The sequence below is a fragment of the Ferrimonas lipolytica genome (assembly GCF_012295575.1).
Lineage (GTDB): Bacteria > Pseudomonadota > Gammaproteobacteria > Enterobacterales > Shewanellaceae > Ferrimonas > Ferrimonas lipolytica.
Map to the genome: position 1 here is coordinate 3043781 of NZ_CP051180.1, position 18717 is coordinate 3062497.

The window sequence follows — 18717 nt, forward strand, 5'->3', positions numbered from 1 at the left end:
GTGTACCAATTAAGTGTTGTTCTTTCTAATACAGTTAAAGCACCGGCTAGGCCAGCGTCGATACAAGGGGTTTAGCACTACCGCCGTTGACCTTCTGCCGCATTGGCGCAGTCCAGCGAAGCGCTTTGGACTGCGGCCTAAGGCAAGGGGGTTTCCAACGGGGGCGAAGCTCCCCGCTAATGCATACAAGAATGTGCCGTCGCCACCGCGACATTCTCCCCAAAAAGCACCGGGTTCGGTGAAGCCGAAGGCTTAAGATAAACTTCAACAGCTAACTACGACAGAGCCTAAAAAAGCGAGCTCAGAGCTCGCTTTTTTATCGAATGGATAAGTTAAGCTGTGCCACCAACCGTTAAACGATCTAACTTTAAGCTTGGCTGGCCCACTCCCACTGGCACGCTTTGGCCCTCTTTGCCACAAACCCCAACACCGTTGTCTAAGGCAAGATCGTTACCCACCATAGAGATGGTTTTCATCGCCTCAGGGCCATTGCCGATAAGGGTGGCACCTTTGACTGGGGTAGTAAGTTCCCCATTCTCAATTAGGTAGGCCTCGGAAGCCGAGAACACAAATTTACCGCTGGTAATATCAACCTGACCACCACCAAAGTTAGGGGCGTAGATCCCACGCTCTACCGAGGCAATAATGTCATTAGGGTTGTGTTCACCGGCCAGCATGTAAGTGTTGGTCATCCGTGGCATCGGCAGGTGTGCATAGGACTCACGTCTACCGTTACCGGTTGGGTTAACACCCATCAAGCGGGCATTGAGCTTGTCCTGCATGTAACCCTTAAGGACACCATTTTCGATTAGCACATTGTACTGACCTGGTGTGCCCTCATCGTCAACCGATAAGCTACCACGACGATCGGCCATGGTGCCGTCATCGACAATGGTACATAGCTCAGAGCAGACTTGCTCGCCGACACGTCCAGCAAACAACGACGAGCCTTTACGGTTGAAGTCACCTTCAAGGCCATGTCCTACCGCTTCATGCAGCAGTACACCGGGCCAACCAGAACCCAATACCACTGGCATCTCACCGGCAGGTGCGTCAACGGCTTCTAAATTCACAGCCGCTTGGCGTACCGCTTCACGGCACAGCTCAAACGCTTTCAGCTTACCGTCGGTGCCAAGCTCTAATAGCGAGTCGTAACCGTAGCGACCACCCATACCAGCGGCGCCGCGTTCGCGTAGCTCACCTTCGGTCATGATAACCGAGCAGTTCAAACGCACCAGTGGGCGAATGTCAGTTGCAAGGGTACCGTCAGAGGCCGCTACCAAGATCTCTTCATAGACGCCGCTTAAGCTAACCACTACTTGGGTAACACGCTGATCGAGCTGACGGACGTAGCTGTCGAGTTCACGTAGCAGGTTTAGCTTGGCTTCGGCTGCCAACGCGTCGATGGGATCAGTTGGTTGATAACGCGCGGTCATCTGTTGCCGTGCTAAACCTTGCACCTTGCCGTTGGCACCTGCAACAGAGATCCCACGAGCGGCCTCTGCCGATTGTTTTAATGCCAATGGGCTGATCTCATCAGCGTAAGCGAAACCGGTTTTCTCACCACTGACCGCGCGCACGCCAAGTCCCTGCTCAATGTTAAAGCTACCCTCTTTAACGATGCCATCTTCCAGCACCCAGGTTTCGTGCTTGCTGGCTTGCAGGTATACGTCTGAGTAATCCAACTTGTGGTGATGCATCTGCGCTAACGCCTGTTCTAGGCTGTCGCAGGTTAGATTGGCTGGAGTGAGTAGTGATGCAGCAACAGTATTAAAACTCATGAATCCTCTTTTATTCGCTCAACCGTCGCGACTCGACGGTGGTGCAGCACCGGCATATCAATGCGAAGCTGCGCAATATCTTGCAAGGGGAGCTCGGCACTAACCCAACCCTCACCCTGTGGTAATTGAGCGACAATCTGTCCCCATGGGTCCACAATCATTGATTGTCCCCAGGTTTGACGACCATCGCCATGGCAGCCCCATTGATTGGCGGCAACCATAAAAATCTGGTTTTCTATCGCTCTGGCTCGCAACAGCGTTTGCCAATGGGCTGCGCCTGTTGTGGCAGTAAAGGCACTGGGTAACACCACCACATCAACCTGTTCTGCTGCCAGCTGCTGAAACAACAGCGGAAAACGAACATCGTAGCATACCGCCATGCCGATTCGACCGATTGCGGTATCGATTACCCGCAGGTATTGACCAGGGTGGGTATCACGGCTCTCTTGGTAGCGGCTGCCATCATTCACTTCAGCATCAAACAGATGAACTTTATCGTAACGTGCCAAGCCCTGACCATTAGGGCCGAACAACCAGCTGCTAGCATAGGCGCGGCCATCCTCAGCTGAGACCGGCAATGTGCCGGCGACAAGGTAACAATGGTGTGTTTGCGCAAGCTGCGCCAACTGTAGTTGCCAATAGCCGCCGTTACAGGGCTCGGCCTGTTGATTCCAGCGCGAACCTTGGCCGAAATGCAAACACGCCTCCGGTAACACCACTAAGGCGTTATGGCTGTCGCTCCCCAGTTGCTGCAGATACTGCTGGATCCGACTGAAGTTGTATTGCGGGCTGTGTTGGCTGGTTAGCTGCAGCAGGTGGCACTTCATCATCGTTCTCCTTGTGCTCCACCGTTGAGGGGCCATTGTCATTCGTGCCCAGCGATTGGCTTTCGCTGCTGGTTTCTGGGTCACGGATCTCAACTTCCCGCTTGAGTCGCTCAACCTCAATCAATTCGGGTTCATCCAATGTACCGGTTAAGTGATATTTTAGCTGGGTGACAACCTCAATCACCGGCTCTAGCAGCTTAGTCACCGCAAACACACTGAGGCCGATGGCTAAGGTGCCAGTACTGAGGTACATCACCGCCGGTACACTCGAAGCTAACGCCGGTGAAAAGCTAAGTTGATAGTCGAGCTCACGGGTATGCAGGTTAGTCCAACCGTCGACCTTCAAAACCCCAGCACTGCCATCCATGCGGCCATCTTTGGTCGTTGCCACACCATCAGCCAAGCTGATGTTGCCGCCGAATTCGCTAAAATGCATGCCGCTACCAAACACATCAGAGAAATCCAAAGCCAGCTTGCGCGCCAGCGACTCTAGGCTGAATACCGATAACAACCGAGCGCCCTTATCTGAGACTTGGCGCAACCGTCCTTCGGTCATCTTAAAAGCGACATTGCCATCCAGGTGAGTCAACTGCACCTGCCATGGTGCACCCTGCCAACTGAACTGAAAATCGACATTGGCTTTGGCGTCTTCAATCGATGGTTCAACCGCCATGTATTCGGTCATCTTATCGACTTTTTGGGAGTTCAGGTTACCGCTAATACGGGTACGGGTGGTGTTGCCTTGAGCAAGCCAGATCCCTTGACCGCGCACTTTGTGCTTATCGTAACCAAACTCAAAGGTCTCTAATCGGTAATGTTCGTCTTCATGGTAACCAACCAACTTAGCCTGACCAAATCGCTTCGGCCCAACTCTAAAGTCATCAATATTGATGGTTAGTGCAGGCATGCTATCAATATCTGCAGACGTTGCAGCAGCAAATAACGACGCTTCAATTGTATCAGTGCTCGCTTGTTTGGTTGGTGGCTCGGTTGGCAAGTTAGGTGGTAGTTGTTCCGCACCTGCTTGAACGAGTTCAGCAACGTAAAAGTGCGCCGCATCAACTTCAACCTTAAGCTGATCATTCTCTTCGCCAACATAAACGATGCTTTGGGTTCGATCGGTATCCAGCTGCAGCTTCCAGCCCGCGCCAGTTTGCGGCACAGCACTTATCTGGCCACTACCTAGCGGAATTTGATATAGCTGCAGCTGTTGCCCTTCCAGCACAACATTATCGATGCCCGCGAACCATCCGCGCGTGCTGCCATCTTTTTCATCCGCTGCAGCTGCATTGGTCGCAGTGGTGTCCGGAGCATCCATTACGGATTTGCTACTAAAGCTATCGATTAACGGTAACCACGACTCCAGCAGCAGTTCATCGCCTATCCAGTGTACTTTGCCACCATGTTGTTGCGGTAGCAGCAATGGCGCTTCACCTAGCGCCAACAGATAGCGCTCAAACAGCGATGTGTTGTCAAACCCAAGCTCTCCAACCATACCAAACCCAGTGCCCAGCTCTAATTCCAGCTGTGCTTGTTTGCTGTCACCTTGAATTCGAAGCTGCAGCGGGCTTTCGCCGATAGCGTTCTTACCTAACGGCGCTGGCAGATCGATGGCCATTCCCGCAAGGGTGGAATTCAACTCACCGGTATAGTGCAGTTGTTCATCTACCAGCAGATCAATCTCGCCACTGATGGCGGCGCCACCTTGGAAGAATGGGGTAAGGGGAGTATCCAGCTGCTCTGGCAAACGACTGACTTGCCAGTGGCTCGACAGATCAATATCAATGCCGTATCCCTGCTGCTGTGGTTCCGCCAAGATCGAAAGCTCCGTTGGCTGCGCCAGTAATTTGGTCATCAAGTTGTTGGCGCTGATGATATTGTTGTTGAAGCGGATCTCACCACGAACCTGCTCTAGCGGTAACTGCAATGGGGCGATATAGATATCATGATCCCACAAGGTGATAACACCATTCACTTGGTTCTGTAGGTGCTTAACTTGGCTACCAAGGTTGAAGCTCATATCTAGGCTTAATGGCAGTGCCTGCTGTGGCTGGATGATATCTAATGTGCCGCCAACCGAATCTTCGAGAAAAGTACCAGCTAGTACCGCTTGCACTTGATCAGGCTGCGCTGTTAACGCGCCGAGTATCTGCAACTGGCTTGCAGGACCAAGGGATGGAATGATGATATCGACATCGGCCACCGCAACCCCTGCCAGCAAAGCGCGCTCTACCAACAGATCCATCCGGGCATTTTCAAACCGAGCGTCGACATAACCCTCTTTGGCCGCTGGCCATTGTGGCAGATAGTTAAACTGCAATTGTTGCATGCTAAAGCCAGCAAGGAAGCGACCTTGCTGTTGCTGGTAGGGGTATTGATCAAGATCGCCATGCCAGATGAGGCGGCCATCATCAAAATGGCCGTGCTGAATCGCTTTACCAAGATAATCGGCTAAGCTCTGCCCCATCACAGAGGGCAGGTAATGTTTAAGTTCAGAGGCTTGGGCTAACTGTAAGGTAGCTCCGAGCTGCAGTCGCGGTGATTGCTGTGGAGTAAATTGCAGTGCCGCTTGTGCATCAACGCTAACATCATCATTACCGATCTGCGCTTGGGTGACTCGCAATACACTGCCAAGCGATTGCGGAACCCATTGCAGATTGAGTTCTAGTGTTGGCAATTCAGCAACACTCGCAAGTTGACTTGGCCAATCGACACTCAACTGGTCGCCGCTAATGCGGATATTGGCCCAGCCTGCTTGCCAATCAATCTGTCCAGACAAGCCATCGAACCCCGGCAGTTGTCCCTGTTGTTGCCAGCCTAAGCCATTAAAGCTCAGCTGGGCGAACCACCCTTCGTCACGGCGTTGCGCTACTAGCGGACCAATCTGCCCTTGCGCTTCACTGTTGGATAGTTCTGTAATCAAGGCGTTGTTCAAGCTAGGAATAAAACCAAGCAGCGGCTTTAATCCATCCAGCGGCAATTCCCCCAACTGCAGGCTCAGTTGTCGATCGACTTTACTACCTTGAATACTGGTTAGCGGCCATGCATTACCATCATTTGACAACGCCAACGCACTGCTATTTAGCTCCCAACCTCGCACTGTTGGTCGCCATAAGAAGCTGCCACTATCAAGGCTAAGCTCATGCTTGTTGTTGTCCTGCCAGCTAAAGCGACTGCCATCCAACTGCCACTGCGCTTGCAGTAATCCACTCTGATTAAAGCTAATCCAGCTTTCTAGATTTAAAACACCGGAGTAGTCGATGCCATCGACCACTGGTTGTAATTCCTCGTTAAGATGACGCTGAATCCATTCACCTAAATCCAACTGTTGCGCTTGCAGGTAGGCACGGCCTTGAAACCCATCTTTATCGCGTTGCTCAACCTCCATGGTCAGCAGCAACTGTTCATTGTCCTGTCGCGCTTGGTCGAGATAAATCTTACCCTGACCTAGGTGGCGCTGTTGTAGGTTACGCCAATGGAATTCGGCCAAATAGATTGGCGCAAAGTGTTGCTGATCGCGACGGATATCGACGGCAATATTATTGAAGGAGAGTTGTCGTACTTGTTGCAGTAAAGCCGTTTGCAGCGGCTTCAACTTTTGATAATCGAAACCTTTATCGCTGCTGTCGCTAGTTAGATGCAACTCCAGCTCAACCCCGTTAATTGAAATCGTGTCGAACTGCGGGCTCCACTCAATTAGGGTTTGCCAGAAATCCAGCTTTAACTCTAATTGCGTAATGGACAGCTGCAACGGCATTGCCGCCTGTGCCGGTAGTGAGACGCCTTTAACCACAAGGTGAGGGCCATTGTGGTACCACTGCGCACCAAGCTCATCAATGCTGAGCTCAATGCCATAACGTTGTTGCAGGGTCTCGGTCAGTTGCTCCCGAGCACCATCGAGTTGCGGCAACAACGAACGAACTAGGCTAACGGCTAACGCCAATAGCACCAAAGCCAGCGCCAGCACGTTCCAACAGAAACGCCCGGCCAGCTGACTAAAACGGGTGAGACTCACATCATCACCACGTCGAACTTATCTTGGCTGTACATTGGCTCGGCTTTAATGCGAACCCGCTTGCTCAAGAAGACTTCAAGCTCGGCAACGCTGTGGGACTCTTCACCGCCAAGCAGATCTTCTACCGTAGGTGACACATAAACGACAAATTCATCCACATCGTAGGCTTTATCCACCCGCATGATCTCGCGGAAGATCTCGTTGCAGACGGTCTCGGCTGTTTTCAATTGGCCAGTGCCGCGACACGATGGGCATTCGCCACACAGCACGTGTTCAAGGCTTTCGCGGGTGCGTTTGCGGGTCATCTCCACCAATCCCAGCTGCGACAAGCCACTGATACTGGTTTTAACTCTATCTTGCGCCAGTGCCAGCTCTAAACCGTGCAGCACCCGCTGTTTGTGATCGTGGGAGATCATATCGATAAAGTCGATAATGATGATACCACCCAAGTTACGCAATCTCAGTTGGCGTGCGATCGCCTGAGTCGCTTCTTGGTTGGTATTAAAGATGGTCTCTTCTAGGTTGCGATGACCAACAAAGGCGCCAGTATTGATGTCGATGGTGGTCATCGCTTCGGTTTGGTCGATGATCAAATATCCACCGGACTTCAGCTCAACCTTACGTTGCAGCGCTCGCTGCACTTCGTTTTCTACATCAAACAGATCGAAGATTGGTGCCTTACCACGATACAGCTCTAACGCGGCGCTAACCTCCGGCATAAACTCAGCAACAAACTCTTTTAGCTCTTCATATTCAGTAGCTGAGTCAATCTGTACCCGATCTAGCTGACAGACAGCCAAATCTCGAACCACACGCAACGGCAGCGATGGCTCTTCGTACAGCAACGACACTCCGCCCTTCTTACTTTGCGGGCGCTTACTGCGCTCACTAACCTTACGCCAGATCCGACGTAAAAATGCGGCATCGTGAGCAAGCTCAATTTCCGAAGCACTGTCTGCGGCAGTGCGAATGATAAAGCCACCGTCGCTATCAACAAACTGGCCGACAATGGTTTTAAGACGATCGCGCTCACGCGCGTCTTCAACCCGTTGCGATACACCAACATGGGCAGAACCCGGCATAAATACTAAGTAGCGCGACGGGATGGTGATGTCAGTCGTTAAGCGGGCGCCTTTAGTGCCTAGTGGGTCTTTAACCACTTGCACCACGATGTCCTGGCCTTGGCGTACCAGTGCAGCGATGTCTTCACTGCGGAAGTTTTTGGCTTCTGCATCATCGACACATTCGGTATGCGGCACGATATCAGAGGCGTGCAGGAATGCTGCACGCTCTTGCCCAATATCAACAAATGCCGCCTGCATACCGGGCAAGACTCGGGTTACCTTACCGCGATATATGTTACCAACGATGCCACGACGAGAGCGTCGTTCTATGTGCACCTCTTGCAACATACCGTGCTCTACTAAGGCGACGCGAGTTTCCGTTGGCGAGCTGTTGATCAGCAGTTCAGTGCTGGTGCTATTGTTCTGTTTATGTGCCATCAATTACGCCATTAATTCTTACTGTTGGGCGAACGTCGCCTCAAGCAACTGTTTGGTTTCTACCAAAGGTAACCCGACTACCGCCGAATAGCTGCCACTAATACTGCTGACAAAATTGCCACCGATGCCCTGAATGCCATAGCTTCCCGCCTTATCGGCTGGCTCACCGGTATGCCAATACTGCTCTATGTCGCTGTCGCTCAGCTCACAAAATTGGACATCAGTAACCACCAAGGTGTGCTCAGTGCCTGCCGCAGAAGCCACGGCAATCGCCGTCATGACCTGATGTCCGCGGTTACTTAAGGTCTGCAGCATCCGCTTGGCATCACCACTGTCCTTCGGCTTACCTAAGATATGACCATCAACCACCACGATAGTGTCCGAGCCAAGCACATAAGCGTCAGCGGCTCCGTCAGTTAGCAGCGACAGCCCGGCTTGCGCCTTGCCTCGCGCCAAGCGGATCACCAACTCTGGCGCCAGCTCATCCGGCAATGGGGTTTCATCAAGCTCAGGTTTTATTAGCGAGAACTCATAGCCTAACTGCGCCAACAACTGCTGACGTCTTGGCGAGGTGGAAGCTAAATAGAGTGTGTTCATGATTAACGGATCTTAAAACGGCGCCGAATTCGGCCTAATAACCAAAATGCCCACGGCCACAGTATCGCGGTAAACACTGCCGGTTGCAGGTAGGCTGGACTGAAAGCGACACTAAGCTCCGGCGAGGTAAGATACTCAACCAAGAACACCACTAAATGTGCCAGAGCCGCTAACAAGCCAACCAATAGTAGTTGTTGCACCACGGTGAAGTGACGCAACTTCTGATATTGGACTGCCACCACAAAGGCGACCAGAGCGAAGCCTAAGCCACGTACCCCCATGGTGCCGCCCATCAATACATCGAGGATCACCCCGACCAGACAGGCAGAGATAATATTAAAGCGATGCGGTAACGTCAGCACCCAGTAAAACAGGGTTAGCAGCACCCAGTCTGGGCGAAAAGCTTGTAATGCATGGGGTAATGGCATTACCTGTAATAACAGGGCGATCAGCACCGTTAGCCACATTATGCCTCGGCCAGAGGCGCGTTCACCGGTCATTAGCAGCCTCTTCGTTGTGCCACAATAATAGGAGATAACGGATCCGCGCTAGTTTCGCTTCTGGGGCAGCAGTAATTTCAGCAAAGGTCTGCCCTTCTGCTCGCACCACCGAAGTGATTTGGGCAACCGGGTACCCCTCTGGAAAACGTCCACCAAGGCCAGATGTCATTAACACATCGCCCTCTTGCAGATCAGTATTCATCGCAACGTTGGGCAATTCTAGGATATCGGTTTGACCACCGCCATGAGCGATTGCGCGGACGTCATTACGACTGTTTCGCACCGGAATAGCGTGGGTGAGATCAGAGATAAGCAACACCCGCGACGCGGTCTGTCCTACTTCAATCACCTGACCAACCACACCATTGCTATCAAGCACCGGCTGGCCAAGATAAACCCGATCGCTGGAGCCCTTATTAATCATCACTTGATGCTTAAATGGGTCCTGATCAACCTCAATTACTTCCGCCACGACTCGGCGCGAGTCAACCTGAGTTGGCGAATCAAGTAGCGCACGCAGGCGTTGGTTCTCTTGTTCAAGGTGACGTAGGCGCAGCAACCGTTCGCTGTTCAACAGTTGTTGTTGTTGCAAACGCTTATTGTCATCGAGCAAGTTGGCCCGGGTTGCGAAGTTATCGCTTAGGCCATCAAAGAAGTTGGAGGGCATTGCTGCCAAATATTGAATTGGACTAACCAACGTGGCCAAGGTGGAGCGCACAGGGGCAAGCTGCTGATTAAAAAAAATCAGCCCCAAACAGAACAGCACCGCCATAGCAAGGCGGTACTCTAATGCAATTCCCCTGAGGAAAAATGGCTTCATTGCCGCGCCAACCTTTACTCGTCAGCGAAAACGTCGCCGCCGTGCATGTCGATCATCTCCAGCGCTTTACCGCCGCCACGAGCAACACAGGTCAGCGGATCATCAGCTACAACCACTGGAATACCAGTTTCTTCCTGCAGCAAACGATCAAGATCTTTAATCAAGGCACCACCGCCGGTAAGTACCATGCCACGTTCAGAGATATCGGACGCCAGCTCAGGCGGTGACTGTTCAAGGGCCGTCATTACTGCAGATACAATCCCCGACAGTGGCTCTTGCAGCGCTTCCAGAATTTCGTTGGAGTTCAGCGTGAAACTGCGTGGCACCCCCTCTGCTAAGTTACGGCCACGAACTTCGATTTCACGTACTTCGTCGCCAGGGTAAGCAGAGCCGATCTCATGCTTAATGCGCTCAGAGGTCGCTTCACCAATTAGGCTGCCATAGTTACGGCGTACATAGTTGATGATCGCTTCATCAAACTTATCACCACCGATACGAACGGAAGATGAGTAAACCACGCCGTTCAAGGAGATGATTGCCACTTCTGTAGTACCACCACCGATATCAACCACCATCGAACCGGTAGCTTCGGAAACCGGCAGGCCCGCACCAATTGCAGCCGCCATCGGCTCATCAATCAGGTAAACCTCGCGGGCACCGGCACCCATTGCCGATTCTTTAATGGCACGACGCTCAACCTGAGTTGAACCACACGGAATACAAACCAAAACCCGCGGGCTTGGACGGAAGATGCTGTTGTCATGCACTTGCTTAATAAAGTGCTGCAACATCTTTTCAGTCACGTAAAAGTCAGCGATTACGCCGTCTTTCATTGGGCGAATTGCGCTGATGTTACCTGGAGTACGACCAAGCATCTGCTTGGCGTCATGCCCAACAGCGGCAACACTTTTCGGGCCTGAAGCACGTTCTTGACGAATTGCTACTACAGAAGGCTCGTTCAGCACAATGCCTTGCTCTTTTACGTAGATAAGAGTGTTCGCTGTACCCAAATCGATGGAGAGGTCATTGGAAAACAGACCACGAAATTTTTTAAACATGTACCGAGCCCGTGAATCAAACTGTAGGAATAAGAAAGTTGGCTCACTTTACCAACGCCCCCATGGTGGCACAAGGCGCTTGTGGTCACCATGGGGTTGAAACAGCGATATAGGGGTATATTTTGAGGTTATGGCACACTTCGGCGGTAGATCACTCGATCATTGCCTCGATAACGGCCATAGGTGAGCGTTGCTTTAGGGTTGCACACAGTCGCGGTCGAACCGGCAAAACACTGGCGACCGATGTCGTCCTCACTGATAGGACGATCCCACCACCAACGCAAGTGAGGCAAGGTCGACTCTAATCGCTGCTCTAAGGTAACTACGCTCGCTTGCCCTAATGCAGAAGCATTTAACTCACTCAGTCCCGCACTCACGGTGCCACCACCAGAAATGGCAACCATGCTATTGGAAACCACAGCATCGCTAGAATCGATGACAGTACAGCTGTCTTCAACATTACGCTGATAACGCCCTGCGGTATTAAAATACTGCACTTCTGCGGGAATGGTTAACGCCTGGGTTTCAGTGCCGTATACCGACTGCAACTGAATGCGACCGTCTCGCCACTCGGTCCCCGTTATATTTGAGAAAACAACCGTTTGGCAACTGCCATTGGCATCCGTTTTGACACAGATTGCATCTCTATCGGTAACCGAATCTGCATCGATCTCAAAACCTAAATTGGCATCAAATGGAATCACTGGCGTTGCTGCTCTGTCGTAGGTAACCGTTGTATCAATAAAATTCATCGTTTGCGATGAAGCAATTAAATTGTAATTGAGCTGCCGAGTTACCGCAGCTGAGGCTCCGGAATCATAGACCGACACATCAACTGCATTATTAAATACCCAATAATCACCAGAGTAGTTTTCGGTTTCAGCATCATTACGGCTAAACCCTTCGATGGTTAACGATGGAGCTAAGCCTGATGCAAACCCCCGAGGTTGCCCCAAATAGCTCATGCTGCCACAAAATGGTTCTAATGCCGGTGAGTTTTGAGTAACCCTTAAGTAAGCTGGAGTAAAACGTCCAATGGGAAGGGTGTAATAACTTTCTTTGGCAATAGTGCCACTTAAGTAGCTGATGTCGGCACTTTGTTTTGGTTGCCAATTAAATACGCCAACTTCGCTGCTAAATGCAGAAACCGTTACGCTACCATCGTTATCAATAGTGGCTTGTGTGAACGCTACGCTTTTCTCCCAGTTATTAGCCTTCCCCGGCAAAGGCGATAGCAACGACGAAGTGAAATCGATGCCATCATGACGGAAGTTCTTGGCAACACTGCCATTACGAGGGTCACCATCGGCGGAGCACTTAGCCGCTATATTTAACTCAAATGACTCACCCGCTTGTTTAAAAACATTACAGCTACTATCACCGTTTATACAATGCGCCTCAGCAGCGATTTCAAACCCAGCGGGCATAAAGTTCAAGGTGACATAACCATTGAGCTGTTGATTGACCCCTTGATTGGACTCTTGATAGTAGGCTCGAAGGTTGAGTTGGCCGACATCGGTATACTTATAGTTTAAATTGGCAATACCATTGCTATCAAAAGAGACTAGTAGTGCTGTCCCTAAGGCCGGGTTACCTTGATATTCAGTTATTTCATTTGCCTGAATAGAAAACTCTGGATCACCTTTGCGGTTGATGGGAATAATTGGGTCAATTGTCCACAATACCGAGACACCCTGCTCACTAAAAAATGGCTCGCAGACCTTTGAATCACTAGCACTGGTACGAACTGCTTTTAATTGCAAACCGTTATTTTGCGTTGCACACCCTTGCACATGACTTTGTGCCTGTAACGACCAACCACTTTCAGCAAAGTTAATCACGCATGAATCATCACCTGCCCCAGTATTTACACAACTTACTTCAGCTGCATTTGTGGCCGTTAACCCAAGCGTAGTCGGCGCCGTCACTCCCCATAATGACTGTTCGGTTGCACCTGTGAAAGTTAGCAATTGTCCATCAACCCAACCGTCGTCAGGAACTAACGTTACTGTAGTGTCACTCGTTAACAGTGAAGTGTAATCGGCGTCGGCAAAAGCTTCGATAGTAATCGATTCAGGTTCACAGGTTACACCTTCCCCATCGTGGGTAATCCGGTAATAGACTGCTCCGCTCTCCGGCTTATCGACCTCGATTGCCACATAAGCAATAGACTCAATCGTATGTTTACGATCTTGGGTTTCGTCAATAACAATCGAAAATGAATCGGCGTTGTTTTGGCACAACCTAGCCCAACCACCTTGGCCACCATTTCGGCTCTGCTTAGAAGCAAAAACATAAGGGGCGGTGGAGAAATCGTTGGTGATGTAATCATCAACACTATTACATTGGTTACTTAAGCTTGAACCGCCACTCTGGAAATTGAAGGTACTGCCCGACTCGATTTTTAATCCACTATCCCCAAAGCTGACTTCGGCACTGCCGCCATCGGTATAGATCGCTAACCAACCAATGGTCTCTTCATTCGGGACACTGTAAACATCAACGTTACCATCCAAGGTTATATAGCCTGGATTCCCATTACTGGGCCGACTAAAACTGGTAACAAACTCATTATTATTTTTGGTCTGCCGCTGGGTCAACATCACTGGAGTTTGTGGGAAATGGCCGCTGTCCCAATCGACAGCCTCATAATTGGCACTGGTATTAGAACCATTGTTTCGAACCAGCTTTTGGCTATTTAGTGTACCTGCCTGAAGCCAAACCTTGCTCTGCCCATTATCAGCTCGCAGTATGTGCTTACCTTGTGCTACCACCAAGTATGATAGTTTATCCATCGTTTCATCGGCATTGCCAGTAGGCGAGTCCTGCACCACAGTCGCTTCAGTGGTTGAAACTGACGTAACTAAAGCCGTTGCAGCATTGTCGGTAAAATCGTCGCCGAATTGGGGTCGATTGATGGTCGGCATCACCAACACTAAAGGTGGTGTTGTGTAAGTATTCTCAAACTTAATGGTGTGGCTGGTTTGAGCCCCTAATGAAAACTGTCCAACTTCGAGAAGTTGTTCGGGCTCTATTGGTTCCGGTTGGCAACTATATAAATCATCGCTTGGAACAATAGAAAAAAGGCTACTGTCCTGACTTTTTAAGTAAAAGGCATACCCCTCGGAGTTGTACCACTCTTGATGTCTAAACTCTACCGGATGGTACCCTTCAGCTAGCCATATCTGCTGCTGCTCGTGGGCGTAACCTAACATCCCTGATGTGCGGTAATCACCGGTAACAACGTCACCATCTATGAGTACTTCGATGGCATTGTTACCATCAACAGCAAAATCATAATAGCCGGCACTATCAATGTATAAATACCCTTGAAATAGGCTCAAATAATCATCGTGGGGTATGGAGTCAAAATGAGGATTTATATTATATGCTTGCTCTTGGTAAAGACTCGACGTTATTGATTTTCCCAATAACTTATTAGGCACCGAATAATTGTTTACCAGAAGTTGATACTCTACCGCACCAGACGGAATATCTTCATAGCCTTCAGTATCGAAAGTGCTAAATATCAAACCTTGTTGAAGCGACTCTCCAGAATTACAAACAGGAATAGTAACGACCTCACATACATCACCAATACCATCAGAATCTCTATCTGATTGATCGGCATTAGAGGTTGATGGGCAGTTGTCACATACATCCCCAATACCATCACCATCGCTGTCCAGTTGGTCGTCATTTGCGGTTAACGGGCAGTTATCACACACATCACCAATACCATCAGCATCGCTGTCTAGTTGGTCGGTATTTGCGGTTAACGGGCAGTTATCACACACATCACCAATACCATCAGCATCGCTGTCTAGTTGGTCGGTATTTGCGGTTGACGGGCAGTTATCACACACATCACCAATACCATCAGCATCGCTGTCTAGTTGGTCGGTATTTGCGGTTGACGGGCAGTTATCACACACATCACCAATACCATCACCATCGCTGTCTAGTTGGTCGGTATTTGCGGTTAACGGACAGTTATCCAACTCATCAATGATACCGTCACCATCAGTATCAGTGCGATCATCAGCAAATACACAGTTGTAAGTATCCGAGTCAAAATCTAATACTGGATCACGCACACAATATATCGGCTCAGGATTGGGGCATTCAACAACAATTCCGAACAAAGATGACTGGCATGAACGATATGTTGTTTTATTCTCACATTTTAGATTCGAGGAGTTACCGGCCCATTCGCAACTGCCCGGCTCATCGGCTTTTGCTGAAAAGGACAAAAATACAAGAGACAAAAAAACAAGTAACAGCCTCCAAGATCCCAATTCATAATGCTTAGTCATACGCCAATACCTCTATTACTTCCTTGGCGGTGGCGGCGCCACTACCGCAGTTCCCTTCAACCGATATCAAAAAGCGGGTTGCCGCCGCATCCCCCGGAGCGGCATCGGAAGCGTTGCATGATATTGGGGTAGCAGTGCAGTTTACAAAGCCGTCGCCCACTAAACCGTTGCCGGCGGCGAGCGCCTTCGCCTCCACGTTACTGCAGGCCGCAGCTGGGCTTTCGCTGGCGTTGCGATTGAGCACCCTTGCTAAAGCCCATTCAACGCCGGTGTTAGCCACGGCTAGCGCTCGCGTTTGGTTTACATCTAAACCCAGATTACTGTCTTCCTGACGAAGGTTATTAAGCAAAACTAAGGCAAGGGAAGACATCACCACAATAACGAATACGGCAATAAAAAGCGCCGACCCCTGTTGACGTTGTGTGCCAGCGCCAGTGCTAAGGTACATTCGCAAGTTGTACCTCCTGTACCCAGCGTTGTTGTTGACCATCAACCGCAAACCACCATTGCAAGCGCACTAGGTTATTACGGCCCAGGGCTGGTGGTTCTGAAACAAATGGGCACTGTGGATCACCTGCCACTGAGTTGGCACAAACACCGAGATCGTTAGTAAGCCCCTCACCCATCAATACATTGTTGCGCCGAATCTGTTCACCGACAACGCACCATTCCACCATTGGTCTGGCCATAAAAAAGCGGTCATTGGATGAATATGTGGCTGGCTCAATTGTGCCACTGAGCTCCAGCTCAGCGAGACTGCAGTCGGTACCGCAACTGGAGATGTTGGCACTATTAATCGAATAGAAATAGGGCTGATAACCATCGAACAGCGCCACTTCTGTCGCGCTGCAACCGCTACAATCTGAAGTTGAACAGCAGTTAGGAAGGTAACTGACGATATGATCCGTCGTCCCAACTAGAGGATTAGCCAATAAACGCTCCGCCGATTCAAGCGGCCTAAAGGTGATGCAACCCAGTGCAATTGAGTCACCATTAACATCAGTTTCAGGCCAAACTCTTACGGTACCGGGAACGGCTTGCCCTACCTCAGCAGTAAAGCGCTGCGAGGCCAATCGCAACTGGCTCATCTGCTGTTGCCACGCGGTACTGGTCTTATAGATCTGCATCCCGTAGGTAATAAAACTGGTAACCCCAAGCGCCAACACCGCAATCACCACAATAGTGACCACCATCTCGACTAAGGTAAACCCACGATAACCCACTTGCTTCATCAGAAGTTACCCCGCATTTGGCTAAACTTCATCGCTTCACCACTGGGGCTGGTTACCGTTACGGTTATCGACTTAGCGTCTCCCTGCCAGCCGGCACTGCGTTGGCAATTAACGCTAATACCAACCTCAAATCGGTCATAGTGATCGCCGCCCAATAACTCCTCAGCATTACCTTGATAGTTATGGAAGTTATCGAGTAACTGCCACTCGCGTGGATCACTATCTGCACCGGGGCACAAATTGCCATCATCGCCACAGCAAGTTATCGAAGTGACGGTACCACCACCTGCTGGGGTGGTTCGATCAAAGTGACGCCCGTTAAGTTCGGCTAGCACTGCTTTACCAACTTGAGCATTTTGAGCACGGATAAAAGCATCGGCGGAGCGTTCCGCTAAGGGGTATAACAGCGTACTGAGCAGCGTTAATGATATCGCCAACACCACCATGCCGATAACGGCTTCAATCAGGGTAAAGCCGCGCTCAGTCTGCATGCACATAGCCTTGGGATTCAATACGTAACTTCAACAGCTCATCGGCACTAACATAGATATCGCAGCCAGTGCTGCAGTTATTGCCGGCCCCAGTTGCTAGTGGCGTCCCTTCGCGGTTAAAGGTAACTGAGAAGGTTGGAATTCGGTCAAGAACGACTTGAGTCTTCTCAAGTAAAAACGCCTCAGCAGCACAGTCGCCACTGAGCTGAAATTGGGCACTGGTTACCGCTAGGGCACAAGTTTGCCCCGCCATACTCGCTTGCTGCGCGGCGCGCAGTTGGGTGATCAATGCATCACGAGTAATTGTGGCATCAAAGGCATTAGAACTAAAAAAGCGCGGTGCCACCGTTACCGCTAAGATGGCTATCAACAAGATAGTAACCACCAGTTCGATAAGGGTGAAACCGCGCAGTTTTGACTGCATCATGTGCTAGGGCTTATTAACAGCCGTCACCTTCGAGAGTATAAGTCGGCTTAACTCCATCTCCAGCAGACTGAACATAATCAACGTAGCAAGCAGGCGAATCCGTCTCATCAGTAACCACGATATCTTCAGGATAAATGCGCACAGAAGTATCACCATCAACAGCAATAACACTCCAATCTCCAGAGTTGTCGAAAATCAGATTGATTCCAGCTTCAGTATGCGGAACGTAACCGTTCACCAAAGAAGTAACTTGACCTGAATCGACACCGTTACCATCAGCATCAACTTTATAGCTGTCATTATCTTCTTGACCAGCAACGAGAGCTTTTGAATGCACTAACTCATTACCACTTTTAAGAGCACCTTCAACACCATTCAAAGTCGCAATACGCGCATCAGAAGATATATCGATAAACTTTGGTGCAGCAACTGCTGCAAGAATGCCTAAAATTACGATCACTACGACCAGTTCAATTAGGGTAAAGCCTTTTTGTTTCTGCATTTTTGTACTCCAAATACAAATAATATTTTATTTTTTAATTAGTTATCAAAGCTAATGATCTGGCCAGTGCCCGGGTTGTAGCTGAAGCCAACGGTACCGGCTGCGTCAACTGGGTCAGCAGTTTCAGGACGGCCAGTACTCGCATCAAGCTCTAGGGCAGAGGTTAAGAAGTAATGGCACATATCAACGTTGGCAACGTCGTTACCCTCTAAATCCTTAACAGTACCAACACCATTGGTCTCCACTCGAACGTAATAACGTGCATCACGAAGATCATCGTTTGCCGAGGTCAGGTAAGACGGGGTGCTTTGCAGGATATCGTCAAACACGCCACCGCAATCGGCACTAGACATATTGCTACTGTCACGGTTGCTATCGTTAGTAGGGTAACCAAACTGGTTAACATTAACGGTACTACCGTTCAGTAAGATGTTGTCGTTGCGACGACCATCCACTTCCCACTGGGCGCGAACCAAACCAACTGCTGCGGCAAAACCACCGCCAACACCCTCTGCAGCAGCGACTTCAGCTTCATCGGTTAAGTTAATAAAGCGTGGTAGGGCAACAGCTGCCAGTAAGCCTAAAATCACCACGACGATAACCAATTCGACGAAGGTAAAGCCTCGTTGTTTTTGTGTATTCATATTAC

Annotated in this window: 15 protein-coding genes; all 15 read right to left on the bottom strand. The window is 50.1% G+C overall.

The window, feature by feature from the left end; translation table 11 throughout:
• Positions 1-332 precede the first annotated feature (332 nt).
• The 15 genes from tldD to HER31_RS14050 all read right to left on the bottom strand — a co-directional run bounded on the left by tldD (position 333) and on the right by HER31_RS14050 (position 18712).
• Positions 333-1781 (bottom strand): metalloprotease TldD, encoded by a 1449-nt coding sequence (tldD, locus tag HER31_RS13980; protein WP_168661346.1) that lies wholly within the window; start codon positions 1779-1781, stop codon positions 333-335.
• Positions 1778-2611, bottom strand: a complete 834-nt coding sequence (locus HER31_RS13985; protein WP_238786833.1) for a carbon-nitrogen hydrolase family protein — start codon at positions 2609-2611, stop codon at positions 1778-1780. The genes tldD and HER31_RS13985 overlap by 4 nt, the downstream gene beginning before the upstream one ends.
• A complete protein-coding gene (locus HER31_RS13990) occupies positions 2508-6623 on the bottom strand; it encodes a YhdP family protein (RefSeq protein ID WP_168661348.1) in 4116 nt (1371 codons plus the stop codon). Before HER31_RS13990 ends, HER31_RS13985 begins: the two co-directional genes overlap by 104 nt.
• Positions 6620-8125: a ribonuclease G gene (gene rng, locus HER31_RS13995; protein ID WP_168661350.1), complete on the bottom strand. Its 1506-nt coding sequence runs from the start codon at positions 8123-8125 to the stop codon at positions 6620-6622. Before rng ends, HER31_RS13990 begins: the two co-directional genes overlap by 4 nt.
• 18 nt (positions 8126-8143) lie before the next feature.
• Complete coding sequence (locus HER31_RS14000; protein WP_168661352.1) at positions 8144-8722, bottom strand: Maf family protein; 579 nt, start codon at positions 8720-8722, stop codon at positions 8144-8146.
• Positions 8723-8724: 2 nt separating this feature from the next.
• Positions 8725-9222, bottom strand: a complete 498-nt coding sequence (mreD, locus tag HER31_RS14005) for a rod shape-determining protein MreD (RefSeq protein WP_168661354.1) — start codon at positions 9220-9222, stop codon at positions 8725-8727.
• A complete protein-coding gene (gene mreC / locus HER31_RS14010) occupies positions 9212-10042 on the bottom strand; it encodes a rod shape-determining protein MreC (protein WP_168661356.1) in 831 nt (276 codons plus the stop codon). The genes mreD and mreC overlap by 11 nt, the downstream gene beginning before the upstream one ends.
• A 14-nt stretch (positions 10043-10056) precedes the next feature.
• Positions 10057-11100: a rod shape-determining protein gene (locus HER31_RS14015; protein WP_168661358.1), complete on the bottom strand. Its 1044-nt coding sequence runs from the start codon at positions 11098-11100 to the stop codon at positions 10057-10059.
• 128 nt (positions 11101-11228) lie between these two features.
• Positions 11229-15197, bottom strand: a complete 3969-nt coding sequence (locus HER31_RS14020; RefSeq protein ID WP_202983563.1) for a DUF6701 domain-containing protein — start codon at positions 15195-15197, stop codon at positions 11229-11231.
• Between the two features lie 211 nt (positions 15198-15408).
• A complete protein-coding gene (locus HER31_RS14025; RefSeq protein ID WP_168661362.1) occupies positions 15409-15864 on the bottom strand; it encodes a hypothetical protein in 456 nt (151 codons plus the stop codon).
• Complete coding sequence (locus HER31_RS14030; protein WP_168661364.1) at positions 15854-16648, bottom strand: PulJ/GspJ family protein; 795 nt, start codon at positions 16646-16648, stop codon at positions 15854-15856. Before HER31_RS14030 ends, HER31_RS14025 begins: the two co-directional genes overlap by 11 nt.
• Positions 16648-17139 carry a type IV pilus modification PilV family protein gene (locus HER31_RS14035; protein ID WP_168661366.1) on the bottom strand — a complete coding sequence of 164 codons (492 nt, stop codon included), beginning with the start codon at positions 17137-17139 and terminating at the stop codon, positions 16648-16650. The genes HER31_RS14030 and HER31_RS14035 overlap by 1 nt, the downstream gene beginning before the upstream one ends.
• Positions 17129-17566 carry a type II secretion system protein gene (locus HER31_RS14040; RefSeq protein ID WP_168661368.1) on the bottom strand — a complete coding sequence of 146 codons (438 nt, stop codon included), beginning with the start codon at positions 17564-17566 and terminating at the stop codon, positions 17129-17131. The genes HER31_RS14035 and HER31_RS14040 overlap by 11 nt, the downstream gene beginning before the upstream one ends.
• 13 nt (positions 17567-17579) lie before the next feature.
• Positions 17580-18068, bottom strand: coding sequence for a prepilin-type N-terminal cleavage/methylation domain-containing protein (locus tag HER31_RS18930; protein WP_168661370.1), 489 nt, complete (start codon positions 18066-18068; stop codon positions 17580-17582).
• 38 nt (positions 18069-18106) lie between these two features.
• Positions 18107-18712, bottom strand: a complete 606-nt coding sequence (locus HER31_RS14050; RefSeq protein WP_168661372.1) for a prepilin-type N-terminal cleavage/methylation domain-containing protein — start codon at positions 18710-18712, stop codon at positions 18107-18109.
• Positions 18713-18717: the final 5 nt, after the last annotated feature.

Coding starts and splice junctions, on each gene's coding strand:
- tldD (WP_168661346.1), bottom strand. CDS start 1,781: ATGAGTTTTAATACTGTTGCTGCATCACTACTCACTCCAGCCAATCTA.
- HER31_RS13985 (WP_238786833.1), bottom strand. CDS start 2,611: ATGATGAAGTGCCACCTGCTGCAGCTAACCAGCCAACACAGCCCGCAA.
- rng (WP_168661350.1), bottom strand. CDS start 8,125: ATGGCACATAAACAGAACAATAGCACCAGCACTGAACTGCTGATCAAC.
- HER31_RS14000 (WP_168661352.1), bottom strand. CDS start 8,722: ATGAACACACTCTATTTAGCTTCCACCTCGCCAAGACGTCAGCAGTTG.
- mreD (WP_168661354.1), bottom strand. CDS start 9,222: ATGACCGGTGAACGCGCCTCTGGCCGAGGCATAATGTGGCTAACGGTG.
- mreC (WP_168661356.1), bottom strand. CDS start 10,042: ATGAAGCCATTTTTCCTCAGGGGAATTGCATTAGAGTACCGCCTTGCT.
- HER31_RS14015 (WP_168661358.1), bottom strand. CDS start 11,100: ATGTTTAAAAAATTTCGTGGTCTGTTTTCCAATGACCTCTCCATCGAT.
- HER31_RS14025 (WP_168661362.1), bottom strand. CDS start 15,864: ATGTACCTTAGCACTGGCGCTGGCACACAACGTCAACAGGGGTCGGCG.
- HER31_RS14030 (WP_168661364.1), bottom strand. CDS start 16,648: ATGAAGCAAGTGGGTTATCGTGGGTTTACCTTAGTCGAGATGGTGGTC.
- HER31_RS14035 (WP_168661366.1), bottom strand. CDS start 17,139: ATGCAGACTGAGCGCGGCTTTACCCTGATTGAAGCCGTTATCGGCATG.
- HER31_RS14040 (WP_168661368.1), bottom strand. CDS start 17,566: ATGATGCAGTCAAAACTGCGCGGTTTCACCCTTATCGAACTGGTGGTT.
- HER31_RS18930 (WP_168661370.1), bottom strand. CDS start 18,068: ATGCAGAAACAAAAAGGCTTTACCCTAATTGAACTGGTCGTAGTGATC.
- HER31_RS14050 (WP_168661372.1), bottom strand. CDS start 18,712: ATGAATACACAAAAACAACGAGGCTTTACCTTCGTCGAATTGGTTATC.